The organism is Bradyrhizobium sp. CCBAU 53340 (assembly GCF_015291645.1).
Lineage (GTDB): Bacteria > Pseudomonadota > Alphaproteobacteria > Rhizobiales > Xanthobacteraceae > Bradyrhizobium.
In genome coordinates this window covers 670,947-690,907 of sequence record NZ_CP030056.1, presented here as the reverse complement: position 1 = coordinate 690,907, position 19,961 = coordinate 670,947, and the positions used below count along the sequence as shown (strand labels likewise).

At 58.7% G+C, this 19,961-nt stretch carries 13 protein-coding genes and 4 pseudogenes; 6 read left to right on the top strand and 11 right to left on the bottom strand.

The genetic code is table 11. The features are described 5' to 3' along the window. Positions 1-30 precede the first annotated feature (30 nt). Together ccrA and XH89_RS39730 are read right to left on the bottom strand one after the other, a co-directional pair. A complete protein-coding gene (gene ccrA, locus XH89_RS39735; RefSeq protein WP_232995631.1) occupies positions 31-1,308 on the bottom strand; it encodes a crotonyl-CoA carboxylase/reductase in 1,278 nt (425 codons plus the stop codon). A 517-nt stretch (positions 1,309-1,825) separates the two neighbouring features. Further along, positions 1,826-3,367: an acyl-CoA synthetase gene (locus tag XH89_RS39730; RefSeq protein ID WP_128929873.1), complete on the bottom strand. Its 1,542-nt coding sequence runs from the start codon at positions 3,365-3,367 to the stop codon at positions 1,826-1,828. Positions 3,368-5,084: 1,717 nt separating this feature from the next. On the opposite strand from XH89_RS39730, the gene XH89_RS39725 reads away from it, so the two are divergent. The 3 genes and pseudogenes from XH89_RS39725 to XH89_RS39715 form a co-directional block, all read left to right on the top strand. Beyond that, a complete protein-coding gene (locus tag XH89_RS39725; RefSeq protein WP_128929874.1) occupies positions 5,085-6,476 on the top strand; it encodes an MATE family efflux transporter in 1,392 nt (463 codons plus the stop codon). A gap of 656 nt (positions 6,477-7,132) precedes the next feature. After that, positions 7,133-7,291 carry a hypothetical protein gene (locus XH89_RS39720; RefSeq protein ID WP_164934297.1) on the top strand — a complete coding sequence of 53 codons (159 nt, stop codon included), beginning with the start codon at positions 7,133-7,135 and terminating at the stop codon, positions 7,289-7,291. Positions 7,292-8,239: 948 nt separating this feature from the next. Then, a pseudogene (locus XH89_RS39715) lies at positions 8,240-8,920 on the top strand (transposase); the annotation flags it as partial. 338 nt (positions 8,921-9,258) lie between these two features. On the opposite strand, the gene XH89_RS39710 reads toward XH89_RS39715, so the two are convergent. Together XH89_RS39710 and XH89_RS39705 are read right to left on the bottom strand one after the other, a co-directional pair. After that, positions 9,259-10,287 (bottom strand): IS110 family transposase, encoded by a 1,029-nt coding sequence (locus XH89_RS39710; RefSeq protein ID WP_128929876.1) that lies wholly within the window; start codon positions 10,285-10,287, stop codon positions 9,259-9,261. Positions 10,288-10,415: 128 nt separating this feature from the next. Continuing rightward, a complete protein-coding gene (locus XH89_RS39705) occupies positions 10,416-11,093 on the bottom strand; it encodes a hypothetical protein (protein WP_128955123.1) in 678 nt (225 codons plus the stop codon). Between the two features lie 84 nt (positions 11,094-11,177). On the opposite strand from XH89_RS39705, the pseudogene XH89_RS41615 reads away from it, so the two are divergent. Beyond that, positions 11,178-11,288, top strand: a pseudogene (locus tag XH89_RS41615) (IS110 family transposase); the annotation flags it as partial. Between the two features lie 132 nt (positions 11,289-11,420). Here XH89_RS41615 and XH89_RS39700 read toward each other — a convergent pair. The 7 genes and pseudogenes from XH89_RS39700 to tnpB all read right to left on the bottom strand — a co-directional run. Then, a pseudogene (locus XH89_RS39700) lies at positions 11,421-11,523 on the bottom strand (transposase); the annotation flags it as partial. Between the two features lie 128 nt (positions 11,524-11,651). Continuing rightward, a pseudogene (gene istB, locus XH89_RS39695) lies at positions 11,652-12,462 on the bottom strand (IS21-like element helper ATPase IstB). Further along, positions 12,459-13,931: an IS21 family transposase gene (istA, locus tag XH89_RS39690; protein ID WP_128955187.1), complete on the bottom strand. Its 1,473-nt coding sequence runs from the start codon at positions 13,929-13,931 to the stop codon at positions 12,459-12,461. The pseudogene istB and the gene istA overlap by 4 nt, the downstream one beginning before the upstream one ends. Positions 13,932-14,212: 281 nt before the next feature. After that, complete coding sequence (locus XH89_RS39685; RefSeq protein WP_164934317.1) at positions 14,213-15,238, bottom strand: IS110 family transposase; 1,026 nt, start codon at positions 15,236-15,238, stop codon at positions 14,213-14,215. Positions 15,239-15,515: 277 nt separating this feature from the next. Next, positions 15,516-15,749 (bottom strand): IS66 family transposase zinc-finger binding domain-containing protein, encoded by a 234-nt coding sequence (locus tag XH89_RS41610; protein WP_232995632.1) that lies wholly within the window; start codon positions 15,747-15,749, stop codon positions 15,516-15,518. Next, a complete protein-coding gene (locus XH89_RS39680) occupies positions 15,746-16,147 on the bottom strand; it encodes a transposase (protein ID WP_232995633.1) in 402 nt (133 codons plus the stop codon). The genes XH89_RS41610 and XH89_RS39680 overlap by 4 nt, the downstream gene beginning before the upstream one ends. 69 nt (positions 16,148-16,216) lie before the next feature. Further along, positions 16,217-16,483, bottom strand: a complete 267-nt coding sequence (gene tnpB / locus XH89_RS42285) for an IS66 family insertion sequence element accessory protein TnpB (protein ID WP_367401008.1) — start codon at positions 16,481-16,483, stop codon at positions 16,217-16,219. Between the two features lie 866 nt (positions 16,484-17,349). On the opposite strand from tnpB, the gene XH89_RS39670 reads away from it, so the two are divergent. Together XH89_RS39670 and ectB are read left to right on the top strand one after the other, a co-directional pair. After that, positions 17,350-18,075, top strand: coding sequence for an outer membrane protein (locus XH89_RS39670; protein ID WP_128955124.1), 726 nt, complete (start codon positions 17,350-17,352; stop codon positions 18,073-18,075). Positions 18,076-18,520: 445 nt separating this feature from the next. After that, positions 18,521-19,801 (top strand): diaminobutyrate--2-oxoglutarate transaminase, encoded by a 1,281-nt coding sequence (ectB, locus tag XH89_RS39665; protein WP_128929879.1) that lies wholly within the window; start codon positions 18,521-18,523, stop codon positions 19,799-19,801. Positions 19,802-19,961 lie beyond the last annotated feature (160 nt).

Sequence of the window (19,961 nt, the reverse complement as noted above, 5' to 3'; positions counted from 1 at the left end):
CAGTCAAAAGCCGCAGAACTGCGCTTACGGTTAAGGCAACGCAGCCGCGGATAAAATGTCCTCCAAATTTCGTAGTCCGATTCGCGGCGCATTGATCAGAACAGCCATGTTTCCGGGCCTGTGCTGATTCTTCCACATCTTCGTATGCGCTCGCGCAACTTCCTCCCACGGCAGGACCTCGCTCATACTCGGGTCGATTCGGCGATCGAGCACAAAACGGTTCGCAGCATTTGCCTGTTTGAGATTCGCGAAATGAGAACCTTGAATTCGCTTCTGGCGCATCCAGATATAACGGGCATCGAAGGTAAGATTGAAACCTGTTGTGCTGCCGCAAACGACTACCATGCCACCGCGCTTTACGACGATCGTCGAGACGGGGAATGTTTGCTCACCTGGATGCTCGAACACAATATCGATATCGCGCTTTCCAGTAACATCCCAAATTGCCCTTCCAAACCGCCGCACCTCCTTGAGCCAAGGCCCGTATTGAGGTGAATTTACTGCCGGCATAGGGCCCCAGCAATTGAATTCAGTGCGGACTATAACACCCTTTGCACCAAGCGATCTTACATAATCGGCCTTAGTCCGATCGGAAACGACTCCGATTGCATTGGCGCCGCATGCTGTTGCAAGCTGCACTGCAGATACCCCGAGCCCGCCCGTAGCACCCCAAATCAGCACGTAGTCGCCAGCCTTTAGAATGTGCGGCGGGTGTCCGAACAACATCCGGTAAGCCGTTGCAAGCGTTAGCGTGTAGCAACAGGCCTGCTCCCAGCTGAGGTGAGCTGGCTTCGGCATCAATTGCCGTGGCTGCACGCGGCAGAACTGGGCGTAAGAACCATCAGGCGTCTCGTATCCCCAGATCCTCTGGGAAGGTGAGAGGAGCGGTTCGCCACCATTGCAATCCTCATCATCCCCGTCGTCCTGATTGCAGTGGATGACCACCTCGTCCCCAACCCTCCACCGGCGCACCCTTGCTCCTACCGCCCAAACCACTCCAGCCGCATCCGATCCGGCCACATGATAGGAGCATAGGTGCACATCAAAGGGGGACATCGGCGCCCCTAACGCCGCCCACACTCCGTTATAGTTGATGCCTGCAGCAGCGACCATGACCAATACTTCATCCTCGCCGATCGGCCAAGTCGGCACCACTTCTACCAGCATCGAACTCTCTGGCGGCCCGTGGCGCTCGCGCCGTATGGTCCACGCGTACATACGTTCGGGAACGTGTCCGAGGGGCGGCACTTCGCCGACCTTGTACAAATCCTTCTGGCGGGAGGCCTGTCGTGATGTATTGGGGTCCAACTTCAACTCCTCTGCGCTGTGATGTGGTGCGCGGGCAGAGTGCTCTCCGCCTTAGTACAGTCGTCGGCCTGCGCAGCCTCTCCAAGCAAGCAGCAATTAACGTGCCGCCACAGTGAGAGGAGTAGACGGAGGCAAACGCTTAACGTGGACACGATGCAAACGGGACAGCTTCACCTTGCACCAGGATCGTCGACCGCGCCTGTCGAGGCTGCACGAAACGCTTCCATTGGAGACTTCGACTTCTAAGTCTATCTGCCACCATCCTAGCACTACGACGTCGGTAAGTCGGAGTGGACACCTCATCGAACGGTAGACCCATCCAGCCGCTTCGTCGCGGCCACAGTCAGCGTAGAGAGGACCAATCAACCCTTCTGTCATCGCGCATCCCGAACTGACGACCTTGCGACAGAGGAGATCCATGACGGCAACCAATTGTAGCTAGCGACCCTCAAGCCGAGGGCCCACGGGCAGAACAGTGCCTTTTCAGATGCGGGGTTTTGTTCCGTCTCGAGTCCTCTCAAATCCTGCGTCCTGACTTCTCCCAATAAGGATCTTTCAGCAGCCTCTTGAATAACTTGCCAGACTCTTCACGCGGAAGGCTGGTCCGGATCTCGATTATTTTCGGAATCTTGTAGTCCGCCAACACCGTCTTCAACTTCTCGCGGATGTCATGGACTCTAAGCACCTCCCGTCGGCGCGGTTCGATCACCGCCATCAGTGCCTCGCCAAAGTCCGCGTCCGGAACGCCAAACACAGCACAGTCTTGAACGCCCGGTATCATATGGAGAGCCGCTTCGATCTCCGCGGGATAAATGTTGACACCGCCTGAGATTACAACCTCCCGTTTTCGGTCACAAAGAAATACATATCCATCAGCGTCGATATAACCGAGGTCACCGGAAGCAGTGAAACCGTCGTCATCGGCCTCGGCAGAGCTCCCAGGTCGATTGTGGTACTTGAACCGTGGGTACCATACGTTGCGTGAACAGATTTCTCCTATTTGTCCGGCCGACAATTCTCTTCCGTCTGCACCAATCACACGCAGCTGAACGTGCTCTAGCGGCTTGCCGACCGTTCCCGGCTTTGCAAGTGATTCTCGCGAACTCGCAAATGTTACCGCACCGGCCTCCGTCGAGCCGTAGAACTCGCATATAATGGGGCCCCACCAATTTATCATGGCATTCTTCACGATCGGGGGGCAGGGCGCAGCCCCGTGGACTACGTGTCGCAAGGACGCGAGATCATAGCTTCGTCGAATACTGTCGGGCAGCTGCAGAAGGCGAATAAACATAGTCGGCACCATCAAGATGGTGTCGATCCTCTCCGCCTCTATCAGCCGCAACAACTCTTCAGGCTCGAACCGCGGCATCAGCACAAGCGCACCACCGCGGCGGCTGAACCACATTCCAAATAAATTCGGCGCTGAATGATAAAGCGGGCCTGGGAGTAGCGCGCGAGTGCCAGATCCATAGACTATGGCTCGCATTTCCTCCAATCCGATCGCCTGCTCGCTGGTTGGTGGGCTACGACGCACGCCTTTAGGACAACCAGTCGTTCCTGAGGTGTAGATCATCGTCATCGGCTGCCGCGCGGGCGCTCCTGCAAAGAGCGGCTGATCCGCTATCCACTCTTCAAAATCCCGCGCGAAGTGCGGCACTTTGAGGCGCGTCCCTTCAATCTTGTACGCCTCTGCTACTTCGGGCGGCGTCGGAACGCTTAGAATTGGCAATCTGCTAGCGAGATCGGCATCCAACAAATGCAAGAGGTCCGCGTGGCCTATTAGCAAACGTGCTCCACAGTCGGCCAGAATGTACCCGATCTCCTGTCGCTTGAAATGCCAGTTTACAGGTACTGCAAGGGCTTCGGCTCTCATGATCCCATCGGTAACTTCGACGAATGCGATATCATTCCGCATTAAGATGCATACACTGTCCCCTTTCCCAATGCCGAAGCGCTTGAGCCCCCCAGCAACGCGAATTGCGCGATCTGAAACCTCAGAATGACGGCGGCGCCTCTTACCTGAGATAATACCCCGAAATCGTTTAGACGGCTGATACATCGCTCTTCCTTTAGTGGAGAAGGGCGACGTCGACGATCCGGCCGTTGGCTGGACATGCCCGAGACACGTGCCCTGCCTTGCCTCAGAGCAAAGCGCGTGCCGATTTCATACAAATTGGGACAGTGTAGAAACGCAAGAGACACCTCAGCTGCTCTGACAACTACTATGCTTTTTCTGACACTCGTGTTTGTCCGCCGCACGCGGGTACCTTTTCATCCGGCTTCACCACTCTGGAGCCCGCGTCGACATTATGGCAAGGCGCGTCGGCCCCCTTTTCCTGCAACACAAGCTCGCAATCGGAGAACTAAACTCAATCCCATTCGATGTGTTGGAATCGGCTTACTGACCGGCGACGACTTATCTGATGTCGGTCCACAGACTTGGTTGTCCCAATATCGCGATCATGATGATGATGGAGATCGACCTGAAGTCGCTGACGAGGGTCGAAATACAGTGCAGGCTAGCTGCGAACCCGGGTCGTGTTGGCTTTCTTGCAGAGGGCAGAACCAGAAGGAGACGACCACATGGACCTGAAGTCCGAAATGGGAGAAGTGGCGGCGCCCGATTCCCGCATCGAAGCCGGTGATCGCGCGAGGGAAACTGCCCCAAGACGACCAACCATCGGAGTTTTCGCGGCACGGTAAAGGCCAGCGGCGGCCGGTATCGACATGCACCGCATTCGCCGGCCTTCCGGCTCCCCGCGCCTCGGATCAGAGAGATTCAGGCTCGACCGATCCGTACGTCTTGATCGACATTCGCGATGCCGTCGGATTTTAGGGCTCCCCAAGGATCGTTTCGTGTGCGGACACACAGTAGTAGCCTCAAGTCATGCTTTGGGCCGCAGCGCGCCGATGTTGCCGATGCGTCCTGGCCACCCAGCCGCAAGGAGCCATGACTACAAGCTGCATGGCGCCAAATCGCTATTCACGTTTAACATTGCGAGGCAAACGCCGAACTGGCACTGCGAATAACCCGAAAGAAACACCTAGATACTACTCAGTAACTGGTTTCAAGTTATTATTACAGCCGCCTCAGGCTTTGAACCGCAGGAGGTCATGGCCCGAAGCTGACTTGAGGCTTTAATCGTTAGGTTGTTTGGACCACAAAGAGTTGACCGTGACACTCTGCGCGGCTGGTTGGATTGACCGCAAGTGCCAGCCCTGAGTGACCCAGCAGCCCCGCTCTTCCCAACGGGGACTGTCGCAGATGCGACAGCTGTCCGCCTCATGGCGCCTTCCCTTCGGCAAATTCACTCAGACTTTCATTGTGGCACAGGTTTTGAAAGGACTTGCTCATCTGCCGGGACGGTAGAAAACGCCCCAATGACAGAGCACTACCTTACGGCACTTCGGCGCATCCTACACTGCGCACTTAACCTCAAGACTAGCTGGACAGCGTTAGCGATACTTTCTTGGAGAGAGAGACGCACCAGCGCGCGGCGCTCACTATGGCGGCTTCCGTACGTTCATCATGTCTTCTTCCAAACCAACATGCACCTTAGCACGTTGATCGCGTTTTCGTTGTCAACGGACACAGGCTCGCTTGGGCCTACCAATGACGGCACTAGCATCGAACCGGGGCACCGTATCCTGAGGGCTGCGACGCACCTGGTTCTACCTTCTTTACAGAATCAACACCTTTTGCACTCGACGCCCAACATCGCGGGACCGTGGGCTCGAGGCGGGCAGGCGTCTTCACCGAGCACGAAATACACCAAATGAAGCAGCTTTCTGCCTTGCGTCGCAATCCAAGGACACGAACGGTTTTGAGTAGATTCGCTGTCGAGCTCCGTGCGACCGCGGTGTTGGCTTGGCCAATGGCACTGGCGCAGCTTGCTCAGGTCGCAATGATGGCGACGGATCTTGCCTTTGTTGGTCGTCTTGGGCCCCGGGAGCTCGCGGCCGCAGCATTGGCCACCACCCTGTATGTCATAAGCTTCACGTTCGGCGCCGGGTTACTGACGCCGATCGCACCTTTGACGGCACAATCTCTTGCCGGCAAGGGTGCGGCCGATGTGCCGCGTGCACTGCGCATGGGGCTTTGGCTGGCCCTGCTTTTCTCGTTGCCTATTATGGCTGTTTGTACGGCAGGCGAACAAGTTCTGCTCGCCCTCGGTCAGGAACATTGCGCAGCACGGCTATCTCAGCAGTACCTGCTTGGACTCGCGTGGGGCGTGACGCCAGCGCTGTGGTTTCAGGCCATTCGACATTTCATGGGCGCAGTGGGACGGCCGCAACCGATCTTCCGAATTACCCTGGCCGCTATCCCGGTCAACGCGGCCATTGTTTATCTTCTGGGCTTCGGAAAGCTCGGGCTGCCACCACTAGATCTTCTTGGCGTCGGCATTGCGACCGCCCTCGTAAATTGGGGCATGTTCGTAGCAGCTCTATGGCCCGCAATAGCTTGCCGCCCGTTCCGCGACTACCAGGTGCTTGCGCACCTGTGGCACTTCGACTGGCCGCTCCTACGAGCGATCATTTTGATCGGAGCGCCGATCTCGGTAGCAGTCATCATGCAATACGGCGTGTTCGCCGCCGCCGCACTCCTTGTAGGTAGGATCAGCCCGAGCGCGCTTGCCGCTCATCAGATTACGATGCAGATCGCCACAATCGCCTACACGGTGCCCTTCGGCATCAGCATGGCGGCCGCAGTGCGGGTCAGTCATGCGGTCGGGCACAATGACGCCTCCGGTATCAAGCGCGCAGGCCTGGCTGCGATCCTGCTCGGTGTTTTGGCCTCTGCGCTTGTGACGGTTGGGGTCATTGCGACGCGTTTTCGGATCGCCGCGTTTTTCTTAAACAAGTCACTGAACGACACGGACACGGCAATCGGACTGACGTCATCCCTCCTTATGGTTGCCTCAAGCTTTTTCGTAGCTGATGCAGCGCAGGTCATTGCGGGTGGCGGGCTCCGTGGGCTGAAAGACACGGCAAAACCGCTTCTGTTCGCAATCTTTGCGTACTGGCTAATCGGCTTCCCGGTCAGTTTCGCCTTGAGCTGGGTCTTTGGTGCAATTGGAGTCTGGATCGGGTTATCCGCCGGCGCAATTACCTATGCAGGTTTCCTCGTCACCCGTTTTCTGTTGCTGGCAAGTCGCTTTACTGTATAGGCCGCTCCTATGCCTCTTAAACCCAAGGAGAAGATTCCGTGCTCGCGCGTGCCTCCGGGGTGAACTTCATGTTCGGCCTTTAAGCAATGAAACGCTGACTGCAGCAGCATTTTTAGCGTTTCGACGGGAGATACTCTCATTACGAAGGCCGCCTTACGAATCGGAGGAGGCCGCCGGCCACGAAAACAGTCATACAAAAACGGGGTTGCACACCGTCCTCACCATGAGCTTACCATCGGGGCTCCCAGTGACTGAATACATCCGTCACAATCTGAGCCCCGATGGTAAGCTCACGGTGCGGGCGTCGAAACTAGCGGCCGGGATGACGCAGCCGGAACACCAGGACGAATTCCTGTGCGAAGTCCCGGAGGGTGCGAAGTTCGTATGGGATCAGTAAATCGAGGGTGTGAGTGACGCTCGATGTAGATGTGATCTGTACTGCGGCCATATTCCATAGCTCGTGTGGCAGCGAGCGAACGGGGCCTTCGTTCAGAACCGTCGCTCATATAAGAGCGCGTATTCCGCTTTTAAATGACAACGGGCAAATATCCCGGCCTCCTCGGTTGTTGATTTACTCAGCGCAGCGGCAGGGCGCTATTTTCGCGCCGTTGGCGCACGCGCAACAATAGTCCCCTTCCTACAAGGAAAGAGCGATCATGGCTAAAGTCCCTCCATTCCATTCGATCAAACCCTATTCAACGAATGTCTATCATGACAACGACAAGTGCACTGAAGGCAACAACATCGAATGGCAGTATCGCCTTCTGGCGCAGCCGGTCGGCCCCGTTGCGAGCCACTGCATCCGGCTTGCCTGACTTCAACGGTGGTCGTGGTGTACGGCGCAAGCAGTCCCACGCTTCGTGATTATCCAATGCGGCACCGAACAACCTTGTTGGGGAGCACGTCCGCTTCCATCACCATCGGAAGCAATATTCGCGCTTTGGCGGCCTTCTTTCCGGCGATAGTTAGCGCAAAACGCCGACAAGTCGCATCCGATATGGATTCTAGCCTGCCCGAGCCGCCCCTGTCTTCAAAGGCTCGGGTCCTGTCGCAAACGCAACACTATAGCGACCGTATCGCACCACGCTCCTCGGCGGCAGGTATTCTAATAAGTTGGGCAGTTCCGAGGTCTGTTTGGGCGAGCTACGAGATCGGTTTGCCCTTAGCAAGTCGGCACATGCAAGACAACTGTGGGTCCACGCTGCTTCAGGCCAGCCTTTGGCAAGGATTTCGCAGGAGATCCCAGCAGATATTGCCGGATTCGCCAAGAGAGCCGATGCCCATCAATGATGAATTGGCTGCCATGCGTAGTCATCGTAACCGCATTCACCGCTACAGCCAGCTCCTGGAACGCGAGCTGCCAGAGCACGATCGCAGCTATTTGGAAGGACGCTTGTCTGAAGAATGCCGCGCGCTTAGACGCCTGACAGACGCCGTTTTTCCCATCGCGCTTGGACTCCCGCGCAGAATTACTCTTTCCGTACGGTCAGCCGAGTAGAGTAGGCGGCTAGCACGTGGCTAAAATCCAGGTCACGCTGCCCGACTGTGCCATACCGTAAACCCAACGGCTCGCCACTCGTAAGCTAGTCCCCCGTGAAGTAACGCGAACAGCCTGAAGTTACGGGCTAGTTCGAGGAATGCCGGCGATTGATTTTGCCGGCAATCGCGATGGCGAGGCCGATTTCCTTGCAAGATCGAATGAGGTATTCCGTCGAATTCAATCGTGATCCTCTGCTCGTCGGAGTGCATGAGCGGAGGTTTTGATGCGGCCACGGGAGCGGCGCGAGACCGGCGAGCAGGATCTGTTTCGCTCCCTGCTCGATCAGATCATCGATAGAAAGCATTCGCTGGCGACGCTGGCGCGCACGGTGGATTGGGGCTTCCTGGAGCAGGCGTTCGGAATGGTCTACACGGACGGTCCTAGCCAGTCGCCGCTGCCGACGCGCTTGATCGCAGGGCTCGGGATCCTTAAGCACACCTATGACCTGTCCGACGAGGTCCTGTGCGAGCGCTGGGTGGAGAACCCCTATTACCAGTTCTTCTGCGGCGAGGAGTTCTTCCAGCACCGGCTACTGGTGTTCGATCACTCGTCGTTGAGGCGCTAGCGCAACCGTATGGGCGAGGAGCGGCTTCAGGCCCTGCTAAGAGAGCCTGTCGGTTGCCGTCAGGACCAAGGCGATCGAACCGTCGGAGTTCTCCCGGGTGATGGTCGACACGACGGTGCAGCCCAAGAATGTGATGTTTCGGACTGATGCCAAGCTTCTGAACCGAGCGCGCGAGAAGCTGGTGCGGCTGGCGCAGCTCACCCGGGTGCGTTTACTCCAGTCCTATGCGAGGGTGGGCAAGTTCGCCCAGATAAAACATTAGCGCTACGCCCATGCCAAGCGGTTCAAGCGTGCCAGGCGGGCGCTGAGACGATGCGTACCTATTTCGGCCGGGTAATGTGTCATTGTCAAGCTCACATTTTTGAACTCTCCAACGGCAAGGTGGTAGCGCTCGTGCCGTCGCAGCTGGTCAGGGTTGCGGAGACGGCACGGGCGCGGGTGATACATGGTTTGCCGGCCAGGCTTGGGATCGCTCGGACCGGTTGACGTCGTCGCTGGGGTCATGGTCCTTTCCGAGGTCGCGCAGCGCCTCATGATGATGTCCGGGTCGGGTGCCTCAACGTCTGCAGCGGAGTACGGTCAAGCCGCCACCAGCCGAATGAACGAGGTCGCCACAACACCGTCCCAGCTGGACATCGCCAGTCCGGCGGACCGGACCAGGAACTTCACAAATCGGATCAGGCTTCCTTCGCCTGGCCCCAGTCGAACGATGTGCCGTCTACCCAGATACAGTGAAGAACTAGGGCGATCTTCCGCGCGATAGCAACCTTTGCCTTTCTCATGCCAATCCGCTTGGCAAGCTTCATTCCCCAAGCCTTGAGAGAAGACCATTTCTTCGTCCGATAAAGCAGAACTGTCGCCGCTTCGAACAGGTAAGTTCGGAGAAGACGGTCGCCCCATCGGGATATCTTGCCATTGATATCCGTTTCGCCAGACTGACTGCGCCGCGGTGTAAGACCCAGATAGGCGCCGACGCTCGATGCTGATCGGAATCGCGATGGGTCATCGATCGTATGCCGGAACGTCAAGGCAGTCACCACACCAACACCAGGAACCGTCATTAAGCGACGCGTCGTCTCATCCGACCTCGCAAGCTGTCGGACTTCATCGTCGAACTTGCTTTGCTGCTTGCAGATCTGCTCATGGATCGACAGAAGCGGCGCGATCACACCGAGGAGCTGATGACCGTCAGCCAACAGGTCACGGACCAGATTGCGGAACTGCAGGCCTATCGCGCGTGGAAACAGCAGCCCGGATTCTTTGATCAGGCTGCGGACCTGGTTTTCGATATCTCGACGAATGGCCACGAGCCGGGATCTCGCGACGAGTATCGCGCGAATCTTCTGACTTTCCTCGCTCTTGACTTTGACTTCTCGATACCAGCCAACTCGCACCAGTTCGGCCAGACCTCGAGCATCATTCTGATCGCTCTTGTTCATGCGTACCGACAAGGCCGCGTGGGCATGCCGAGCGTCGATGCAAACCACCGGAAGATCGACCCTGCGAAGTTCATGCCACAGCCAACTCGCCATCGCGCCGGTCTCAAAGCCGATGCGCTCCGCCTGTGGCGCCCGCTTGCGAAGCAGTGCCGTGAGCGCCCCCGGGTCGGACTTGGCCTTCCCCTCGAACAAGACCTCGCCCTCTTCATTGACCACGCACATCGAAGTTTCTTTTTGCGATACATCGAGTCCGACATATTGCTTCATGACAGGTTCTCCGAATCGGTTGATTGCGAGAGCTCGATTCTAATGGAGCTTTTCGTGCCCACGAGCGCTGACCGCAATTACGTCATCGTTTGCAATATTGACCCCCCGTATTGCCTCACCTGAGGATGTTACTTTCGCTTGACGGATGTAGACCCCACTGTCAGCCGGTCCGAGGTTGCGTCATTGCTCGCAGGATCGGAGGGACTGGGGGACGTCGCGGAATGCCCATCACACGCAGCGGCGGCCCCAGTCCCGGGATCACCGGCCAGTGCCGCACCCTCAGCCGTGCGCGGGATGATCGTCTCGGCTGCTTTGCGTCTGAGCGATCGCAACAATCGCTGCACGATGGTGTGCTGCGGCGGACCGAATTGTTCGGGGCGTTGTTCAGCGAGGCGACCGAGAATTGCCAGCGCGGTTAGACGGGGCTCGGCCGCCAGCCAGCGCTCGATGTCGGCGAGGTGCGGATCGAGCATTGATGGCATTCTCATGCGCTTTTTGTATGGCTTGTGCAGACGCCGATGGATGATGCGCTGCTCCCCCAAATGCACATCATTGCCGAGCCTCTTCGCGAACGCTGCTGCGTTCGTTGTCGGTACCGGTGGGCTGGCTGCTGCCACGAGCTTGCCCGCTCGGGCGTCGACGCGCGTGCCGAGCTCCGCCTGGGCGTCTCTCATCTCGGCCAGCAGGGCCACAGGATCGAGCGTGCGATAAAGCTCTCGAAGACGCCGTTTGACGACCTTGCTCAACCTCGGATGCGCCAGTGCGCGTTCATAGGGCGTGGCTGGAACATGATAGCGCTTGATCACTTTGGCGCCCTCGCGTCGCTTGTCCTTCAGCTTGGGGAATGTCCGAAGTTTTGTGTAAGCGATCGACGACGGCAATCAGGATAGAAGGCAAAGGTAGCCGTTGCCCGGAAGATCGCCGTAATCCTGCACTGTATCTGGGTCGACGGCACATCGTTCGACTGGGCCAGGCGAAGGAGGCCTAACCCTATTTTTTAAGTTCCTGGTCCGGCCTGCCGGACTGGCGATGTCCGCTGGGACGGTGGTCGTGGCGACGGCTCCAGCATCTGCTGGTGGGCTTCGATCGGAATGCTGCTGTATGTTGGAGGGCTCTCGAAAAGATCCCCCTGACGACGCAGTTGCCCAGTGTCGCCCGATCAAGCCGCAGGCCCTGGCGCGCATAGATCTCGGACTGGCGGTAGAACGGCGTATGGTCGCCAAACTTGGAGACGATGTAGCGCGGCAATCTGGGTAGGAGGTGCGCGGCGATCAGGATGGCGAGGCAGTGTCGCGGCCTGATGATGATTGCCGCGATGATTGTCGCGCGCAAGAGTTTTGTTGAACTCTGATTGTCGCGCAGCGTCAATCAGCGACGGTTTTAGGTGTCGCGTGCGATGGCGGCCGTCCTGGACCGCGTTTTCGTTCGAGGGCGGTCCGTCTGCGATAGCTCTCGACGTTCATCTCGACGATGGTTGCGTGGTGAACGAGGCGATCGATAGGCGAGGGTCATGGCGGGATCCGGGAAGACCCTGTTCCATTCGCCGAATGGCTGATTGGCGGTGATCAGCATCGAGCGGCGCTCGTAGCGTGCACTGATGAGCTCGAACAGCACGCTGGTCTCGGCCTGATCCTTGGTGACGTAAGCGAGATCATCAAGGATCAGGAGATCGAAGCGATCGAGACGATTGATGGCCGCCTCGAGGGTGAGCTCGCGTCGCGCCAGCTGGAGCTTCTGCACGAGATCGGTGGTGCGGGTGAAGAGGACGCGCCATCCGTTCTCGATGAGGGCCAGGCCAATCGCTGCCGCCAAGTGGCTCTTTCCGCCGCCGGGCGGGCCGAACAACAGCAAATTGGCGCCCTTGCCCAGCCAGCTGTCACCGGCGGCGAGCGCCATCACTTGCGCCTTCGAGATCATCGGCACGGCTTCGAAGTCGAAGCTATCGAAGGTCTTTCCGGCGGGCAAACGTGCTTCGACAAGGTGTCGTTCGATCCGACGGCGTCCGCGTTCGGCGATCTCGTGCTCGGCGATGGTCGCGAGGAAGCGGCCGGCCGGCCAGCCTTCCTTGTCGGACTGTTCGGCAAATTGCGCCCACAGCACCTTGATGGCAGGCAGACGGAGCTCATTGAGCAACAGATTGAGGCGCGCGGCATCAACCGTGTTCGTTACGCTCATGCGGCACCTCCGGTCTCGGCGGTACCGATGAGGCATTTGTAGGTCGCAAGCGGCACGAGCTGCACCACGACGTTCGGCAGGTTGGCGGGATCGGGGGCGAAGTGAGCACCTAGCCGGTTGAGGTCGGGCAGTCGGCCGGCCTCGAGGTCGGCGGTGAGCTGACCGGCGAGTTCGGTCTCGCAGCCGCGTTCATGAGCGAGCGCGAGGAGATCGACCATGATCCGGCAGGCTTTTTTGTCCGGCAAGCGTTCGCGCAACCGATCGAAGGTCTTCCGATAGGCATCGCGCGGGAACAGCCGATCTCGGTAGACCAGATTGAGAAGCGCCATCGGCTTGCGCCGCAGGGAATGGATCACGTGCCGATAATCGACGACCTGGTCGTACTTGCCATTGGGATGCGGCCGCCCACGCGGCAGGGTGACGAGATGGGTGCCGCCGACGAACACGTCGAGACGATCATCGTAAAGGCGCACCCGCAGCCGGTGACCGATCAGGCGCGATGGCACCGTGTAGAACACCTTGCGCAGGGTGAAGCCGCCGGACGATGTCACGCGGACGATCACCTCTTCGTAGTCGGAGGTGCGGCGATCGGGCAGCTCCTGCAACACCATGCGCTCGCTATCGATCCGCTTGGCGTTGCGGGCATTGCGGCGGCTGACGATCTCGTCGATGAAGCCGCGATAGGTGGCAAGATCGTCGAAGTCGACAGTTCCGCGCAGCAGCAAGGCGTCCGCGATTGCTCGCTTGAGATGACCGTGGGGCCCTTCGATCGAGCCATTCTCGTGGGCGACGCCTCGATTGTTGCGGGAAGGCCTCATGCCGTAGTGGGCACAAAGGGCCTCGTATCGCTGCGTCAGATCGTCCCGTGCATCACGATCGAGATTGCAGAATGCGGCCGACAGACTGTCGGTCCGATGCTCCCGCGGCGCCCCACCGAGCGACCAGAGGGCATTCTGCAGGCCTTCGGCCAAGGCAACGAAGCTCTCACCGCCAAGCACGACGTGGGCGTGCTCGAACCCGCAATAGGCCAAACGGAAGTGACAGAGACGATGATCGAGCGGGACCCCCGCGATCGTCACACCCAACTCGCCCATGTCTGTGAAGTCGGAGAGCCCTAGTTGGCCAGGCTCGTGGGTTTGGCGGAAGATCACCTGCTGCTCCTCGCCGTGGATCGCCCGCCAGGCACGGATACGGCGTTCCAGGGTACGACGGATACCGCTGCCGAGATCCGGATGACGTCGGAGCATCTCCTTGAACACCGCCACCGGGCGTAAGCCAGGGGCCGCCTTCAGGATCGGGACGATCTCGGTCTCGAACACCTCGCTCAACGGGTCCGGTCGTCGCCGGCCGCGGGGCGCCTTCCTTTGCGATGGAAGTCGGGGGTCTCTCTCGATCCGATAGGCGGTCGACGTACTGAATGACGCCTTGGCCGCCGCCACTGGCGGGCTATCGGTCTGACGGTACTTCATGTAGAGCCTTCTGTGGTTGCCGCCCGCAATGCAAGAAGTTTCTGACCCTTTGGCGTGTGATCGAGTGCGGTCTTCTGTCAGGCCTTCCTTTACGGCATTTTCAGAAGCCGCTGGCCGGTATGGTGATCCGCGGACCAGGTCCAATTCTCATCTCCGAGCACGTCGGCTCTTTGGCTCTAGCTGGTTTCCTGATCCAGATCTGTTCGATCGTTGCGCCCATTCGGGTCGTCGCCTTCTCACACCCCCTTCGCCAACGTCAGGCTATTTCGTGCTGCATGCAGTCATGCCGTCACTGCCTGCGCTGGGTTCCGATAATCCTCCTTCCGGGTGAGCATGGCCCAAATCGTCCGAGCCATCTTGTTCGCCAAGGCGATCGCCACAAGCATGCGCGGCTTCCTCGCCAGCATCTGCGCCAGCCAGGATCCGCTAGGGATCGACTTGCGCCCGAGCCAGTTCAGCCGCGACATCGCCCCAACGATGAGCAACTGGCGAATGTCCGCCTGTCCTTCCTTCGAAACGCGTCCGAGCCTTTCCTTTCCCCCTGAGGAATGTTGCCGTGGGACCAAGCCGAGCCAAGCCGCGAAGTCTCGGCCACGTCGAAAGGCCGCCATGTCGGGCGCGAAAGCCTCGATCGCGAGTGCGGTCAGCGGGCCGACCCCCGGCATTGTCTGCAGCCGCTGCGCCGTGACCGTCCGCGTCGCCAACTTCTTGAGCTGCTCTGCCTTGGCATCGATCCGCTCCGTCTTGTAGGCGATCTGATCAATGAGACTCCGACATTCCTCGCGGACCAGTTCTGGTAGATCGCTGTTCGGATCTTCGAGGATTGCGTCAATGCGTTTAAGTTGTTCGATTCCTTGCGGGATGATATGGCCGAATTCGTAGAGAACAGAACGCAGCGCATTCACCAGATCGGTGCGCTGATGAACAAGGCGCTTCCGAGCCCGAAAGAGCACTGCCCTGGCCTGCTGTTCTTCCGATTTCGGCTCGACGAAGCGCATCTCGGGGCGCTGTGCCGCGATCACGATTGCTTCGGCATCAGCCGCGTCGTTCTTTTGGCGTTTCACAAAAGGCTTCACATATTGCGGAGCGATCAGTTTCACTTCATGGCCGAGCTTGACCATCTCCCGTGCCCAATAGTGGGCGCTGCCACAGGCTTCCATCACCACCACTGCCGATGGGTGGCCCGCCATGAACTTCCGAAACTGAAGCCGCGACAGTTTCTTTCGAAATTTCAAGTGTCCCGCCATTGACGCCCCGTGGAGCTGAAACACATTCTTGGCTAGATCCACTCCGATCACCGTATCCATCAATTTGCCGTCCTCTTCGCTTCGGGGTTCAAACACTGCGTTCTTGGCACATTACGATGCCGTCTGGGGAGGGCGGCAACCATCCCATCTCATCTGGTGATCTGTGATGTGTCGGCCGGGCACGCGAGTGATTCCTCTTGGCGGAAGAACCACTTGCATAATCCCGACCGGCCGCGATCACCAGTCGGCGCGGTCCTCCTAGGGATCGCGCCGACGCTGGGCTCGTAACTCCGGTCGGGCTACGCCCTCCCTACGTCACGAGCCCAGCGAAACTCTCTCACCTTGATTGACGCTGCCTTCCATCCTGATCGCCGCGCGACAAGACGATCACGTGCGCAATGGCCGCTTCGGTCGGCGGCCCGCTGAGTACGACGTGCTCCGGCGCATGCGCCTGCACGACAGTGCCGGAGTAGCGGCGGCAGATGTATTTCGGGCGGCGTGTGACCAGCACGCGCCATTGCGCCGGGATCACGTCAAGGCGCTTGCTGACGTCCTCGCCGATCTTCGTCATGGTCCGCAACCGCACGGGCAGAGCGTGCTCGCAGGCTCGATGATCCGTTCCACGCGCGGCAAATGGGCAGGCAAGCAGCCGCGATTGCGATGAGAACCTTGATCCGGTACGCTCCGCGATCGGCCCTTGATCACAGCCTCGGCTCTCTCCTGCGCCGCGTCCAGGATGCCTTGCGCGATCTCCACGTCTTCCAACGGTAAATGATACTGATCTGGCCGCAGCTTCTCGGATTTCGCGCCGAACCTGTCGCGCCGCAATTCGCCGAGGATGACCTCCAGCCGACGCTGCGCTTCCTCCGACGCCGCCAGCGCCCCCTGATGCTCGCTCAAGGCCGCCCGCGTTTGCGCCAAAAGGGCTTTCAGTTGTTCATTTTCGTCGCGCAGCGCCGCGATGCTCATGCGCTATTTCGAGCACATCGCCGCCGCGCGTGCCACGCTCAAAATAGCTGCCGAGTCATTCTGCCGCAGTTATCCCGCCGCCTGGGGGCGCCGTGCTTCTTCCGGGCGGACCAACCTCCAATCCAGCCCCTCGAACAGTGCCGCGAACATCGCCGGTGATATCCGCATCACGCCGTCTGCGATCGTTGGCCAAACGAACTTGCAACCTTCAAGACGCTTGTGCACCAACACCAGGCCCGTTCGATCCCAGACAAAAGTCTTGATCCGGTCCGCTCGTTTCGATCGGAACGCGAAGGCGCCTCCGCTGAATGGATCAAGACGAAGTATCTCCTGCACTTCGCCGTAAGCCCATCGTGGCGACAGTGGAAGTCGATCGGCCGGTTGCAATGTAACTCTTATCAGCAGCGGCCGCGATCATCGTGACGCTCGCACCTTGCGGATCACCCCGGACAGCTGCTCGCCATCTGTCGCCGTATCCGTCTGCAACACGACATCGTCGATTGCGGCGTCTCAAGCTTGATCGCGGAACTTGACACTCCTCCGACGCATCTCCCACGATCAGCGGCGCGAATGTCGGATGCGACTCGGATAAGTCGCCGAGAGTCTGTTATCCCGTGTCGCGGTGGCCGAGGGGCGCGCAAGCACGGAGCGACGCGCTAGCAGATCTACGATTGGCGACGGCAGTTTCGGGAGCGAGGCGTGTTGCCGCCGTGCGAGGCGGCTCTCAGCCTCCGAACGCACGCGGCGCCCCGAAGGTCCTCCAAGAACCTCCAGCCGGCTCACCGACCTCGCCGATGAGACGTCCAAATGGACATCCTTTTTGCCGTCTAATCCCATCTAAACCTCGATCCAAGCCGGACGCTTCTTCGCACAGCTATCCGCTCTCGCTAAGCGCTTACGCGCTCTCGTTCCGCATTCAACAAAAGCCTATAACGGCGTATACATCCGGGCCGCAGCCGGCACGCACTGTCAGCTATCATTTGCTACACGAGCCAACACGCAACATCGAGCGCCGCAGGCGCCTTCGTTCGCCTCGAATTCCGACGCCTGCGCGCCATGCTCGCACTATCTCTTCACAACCTGACACTACGTCAGGTTCGGCTCTGCTATCGTCGAGCTCTGTTGCACTTCAGGTACAGCAATTCGCGTAAGCGCTGATACAACGGCCACACTGGGGGCCATTAAAGAGAGTAACAACCGAAATGAAAAAGCAGTCACTCGTTTGCGCGAGCATTCTTGCGATGGCCGCTGCGACGTCCGCGTCTGCCGCAGATCTCGCCGCGCGTCCCGCATTTCCGAATACGCCGACGCCCAGCCCGGCTGTCATCGCGCTCTACGACTGGAGCGGCTTCTATGCCGGCGTCAATGGCGGCTGGGGCTCGAGCCATAACTCCTGGGATTTTCTCGGCTCTATCCCCGAGGGCTCTCACGACGCAACCGGCGGCACAGTAGGGGGCCAGATTGGATATCGTTGGCAATTCGGCAATACCGTGCTCGGACTCGAAGGGCTGGGCAACTGGGCCGATCTCAGCGGCTCAAACGTTAGCATTGCCAACCCGGGCACCACCAATCACACAAACATCGACGGTTTCGGCTTGCTGACCGGCCAGATTGGCTATTCGGCCGGCAACGTACTGCTCTACGCCAAAGCGGGCGCGGCTGTGGTAGGGAGCACTTATCGGATCACTAATTCGGCTGGCTTTCTGGGCGACGCGGATACCACACGTTGGGGAGGTACGGCCGGTGCCGGTCTTGAGATTAGCCTAACACCGAACTGGTCAGCTGGCATCGAGTACGACCACGTGTTCATGCCGGCTAGTGACGTTAGCTTCGCAACAGGACTAGGAAACGACCGCATTCGTCAGGACTTTGATCTCGTCACCGCCCGCCTCAACTACAAGTTTGGCTGGCCACTCGCGAGCAAATAAGGATCTCAGTTTCTCAATCAATGATCGAGGGCCCCGGCGCCTGCCGGGGCTCTTTGTCCAGGGTCATCGTCCTGTATCGCCGTCGGCCTTTCAATAGGTGTTATCAGCTCTCTTGATCCATGAGGGCTGCGTATAATTAGGCTCGCTTCGCCCGGCGATCACGGTCTGGCCTCCGACGAGTCCCTATATCGCCGCCTCAAGCTCGATGTTGGAAGCTTGATATTGCCACGGCGAGCCGTCCGGCATCGGCAACAGTGCGCATGCCAGCCGTATTCAAGCCGCGCTTAGTGAATGGCCTCCTGACCAAACCGCAACAGCGTCGCACCGGCTCGACGATTCTCCCTCGCTCGACGAGGGACTACCAACGCTGAGAGGTTTAATATTCCGCATGGTGGAGTATGTCACGTGCACCAGCCATATTCATGGACAAAGTGAAGGTGCGATCATGAATAACTCTGCCGACCCCTCACGTACTCTTCGAACGTTAGAAACGTTGGAATCCAACGTTCGCCTGTACTCGCGTCTCTTCCCAGCGTGCTTTAGTCATGCGCGCGGGCCCTTTCTGCTAAGCGAGACGGGCGAACGGTTCATCGACTTCTTTTCCGGGGCTGGAGCGCTCAATTACGGCCACAACAATCATCAGCTAAAGGCAGCTATTACAGAATATCTGGGATCTGATGCTGTCGTTCACGGCCTCGATATGGCCACTCCGGCCAAGGTCGACTTTATGGAGACTTTCAACTCAGTTATTCTTCGTGAGCGGGGCTTGGATTATCGATTTCAATTTACTGGACCTACAGGTGCCAATGGCGTTGAGGCGGCATTGAAGCTGGCGCGTAAAGTAACCGGGCGCCACAACATCATTTCATTCACACGTGGTTATCATGGCCTCAGTCTCGGCGCCGCGGCTGCGACCAGCAGTCGCTTTCTTCGCGAAGCCAGTGGAGTCCCCCTGTCCGGCGTCACGATAATGCCCTATGATGGTTATCTTGGAGATGAGATTGATACGGCGGAGCACCTGCGGAACATATTGCTGGACTCTAGCAGCGGCATCGATGCGCCAGCCGCCATTCTCCTTGAAACAGTACAGGGGGAGGGCGGCATCAACGTCGCTCAAAAGGAATGGCTACGATCCGTACAAGCCCTAGCGGCAGAGATTGGAGCCATATTTATCGTCGACGATATTCAGATGGGTTGCGGCCGTACTGGCGATTTCTTCAGCTTTGAGTTCGCCGAGTTGTCACCAGATGTCGTAATATTGTCGAAGTCCTTAAGTGGATATGGTCTGCCGTTATCCATGTTGTTGATCAAAGAGGCAATTGATATATGGGAACCGGGAGAGCACACGGGCACCTTTCGAGGAAATAACCTAGCGCTTGTCTCTGCAACTGCAGCTTTGAATATCTACTGGCGCACTGAGATCTTTTCGCAAAGCATTTATCGACTGGGAACGCTGATGCGTCACCGGCTTAATGCTATTGCGCGCGCGCATGGAGACCACTTCACTGTCCGCGGCCGCGGAATGGCGCTCGGCTTTGATTGCCGAAATACTCACCTCGCTGAGACTGCAGCACGCAAGGCGTACGATAGGGGCCTCATCATTGAACGATGCGGCCCGGCGGACGAGGTCATCAAATTCTTTCCTCCGCTAACGATCGACCCGGAGACGCTGACTAAGGGTTTGGACATCTTTGAAGATAGCTTAGCGGAAGCAGCCCCGCTCTGACATGACATCTGCATCGGGCCTCGCTGCCTCGGCGAGGCCTCACGCCAGACGCTTGATCACCGCGGCAGGCTAGCACCTGTTCCGCATCTCGCTGGTGCTACACTTCGAGTACCACGACCGTCTAACTCTTGTTTCTCCCTGAACATGTTCCAGCTTCAGT

What these genes read in the sequence shown, in the direction of transcription:
- XH89_RS39685 (WP_164934317.1), bottom strand. Translation starts at nt 15,238, where the DNA reads ATGGATACGGTGATCGGAGTGGATCTAGCCAAGAATGTGTTTCAGCTC.
- ectB (WP_128929879.1), top strand. Translation starts at nt 18,521, where the DNA reads ATGAATAACTCTGCCGACCCCTCACGTACTCTTCGAACGTTAGAAACG.
- XH89_RS39725 (WP_128929874.1), top strand. Translation starts at nt 5,085, where the DNA reads ATGAAGCAGCTTTCTGCCTTGCGTCGCAATCCAAGGACACGAACGGTT.
- istA (WP_128955187.1), bottom strand. Translation starts at nt 13,931, where the DNA reads ATGAAGTACCGTCAGACCGATAGCCCGCCAGTGGCGGCGGCCAAGGCG.
- XH89_RS39710 (WP_128929876.1), bottom strand. Translation starts at nt 10,287, where the DNA reads ATGAAGCAATATGTCGGACTCGATGTATCGCAAAAAGAAACTTCGATG.
- XH89_RS39730 (WP_128929873.1), bottom strand. Translation starts at nt 3,367, where the DNA reads ATGTATCAGCCGTCTAAACGATTTCGGGGTATTATCTCAGGTAAGAGG.
- XH89_RS39680 (WP_232995633.1), bottom strand. Translation starts at nt 16,147, where the DNA reads ATGAGCATCGCGGCGCTGCGCGACGAAAATGAACAACTGAAAGCCCTT.
- XH89_RS41610 (WP_232995632.1), bottom strand. Translation starts at nt 15,749, where the DNA reads ATGACGAAGATCGGCGAGGACGTCAGCAAGCGCCTTGACGTGATCCCG.
- XH89_RS39670 (WP_128955124.1), top strand. Translation starts at nt 17,350, where the DNA reads ATGAAAAAGCAGTCACTCGTTTGCGCGAGCATTCTTGCGATGGCCGCT.
- XH89_RS39720 (WP_164934297.1), top strand. Translation starts at nt 7,133, where the DNA reads ATGGCTAAAGTCCCTCCATTCCATTCGATCAAACCCTATTCAACGAAT.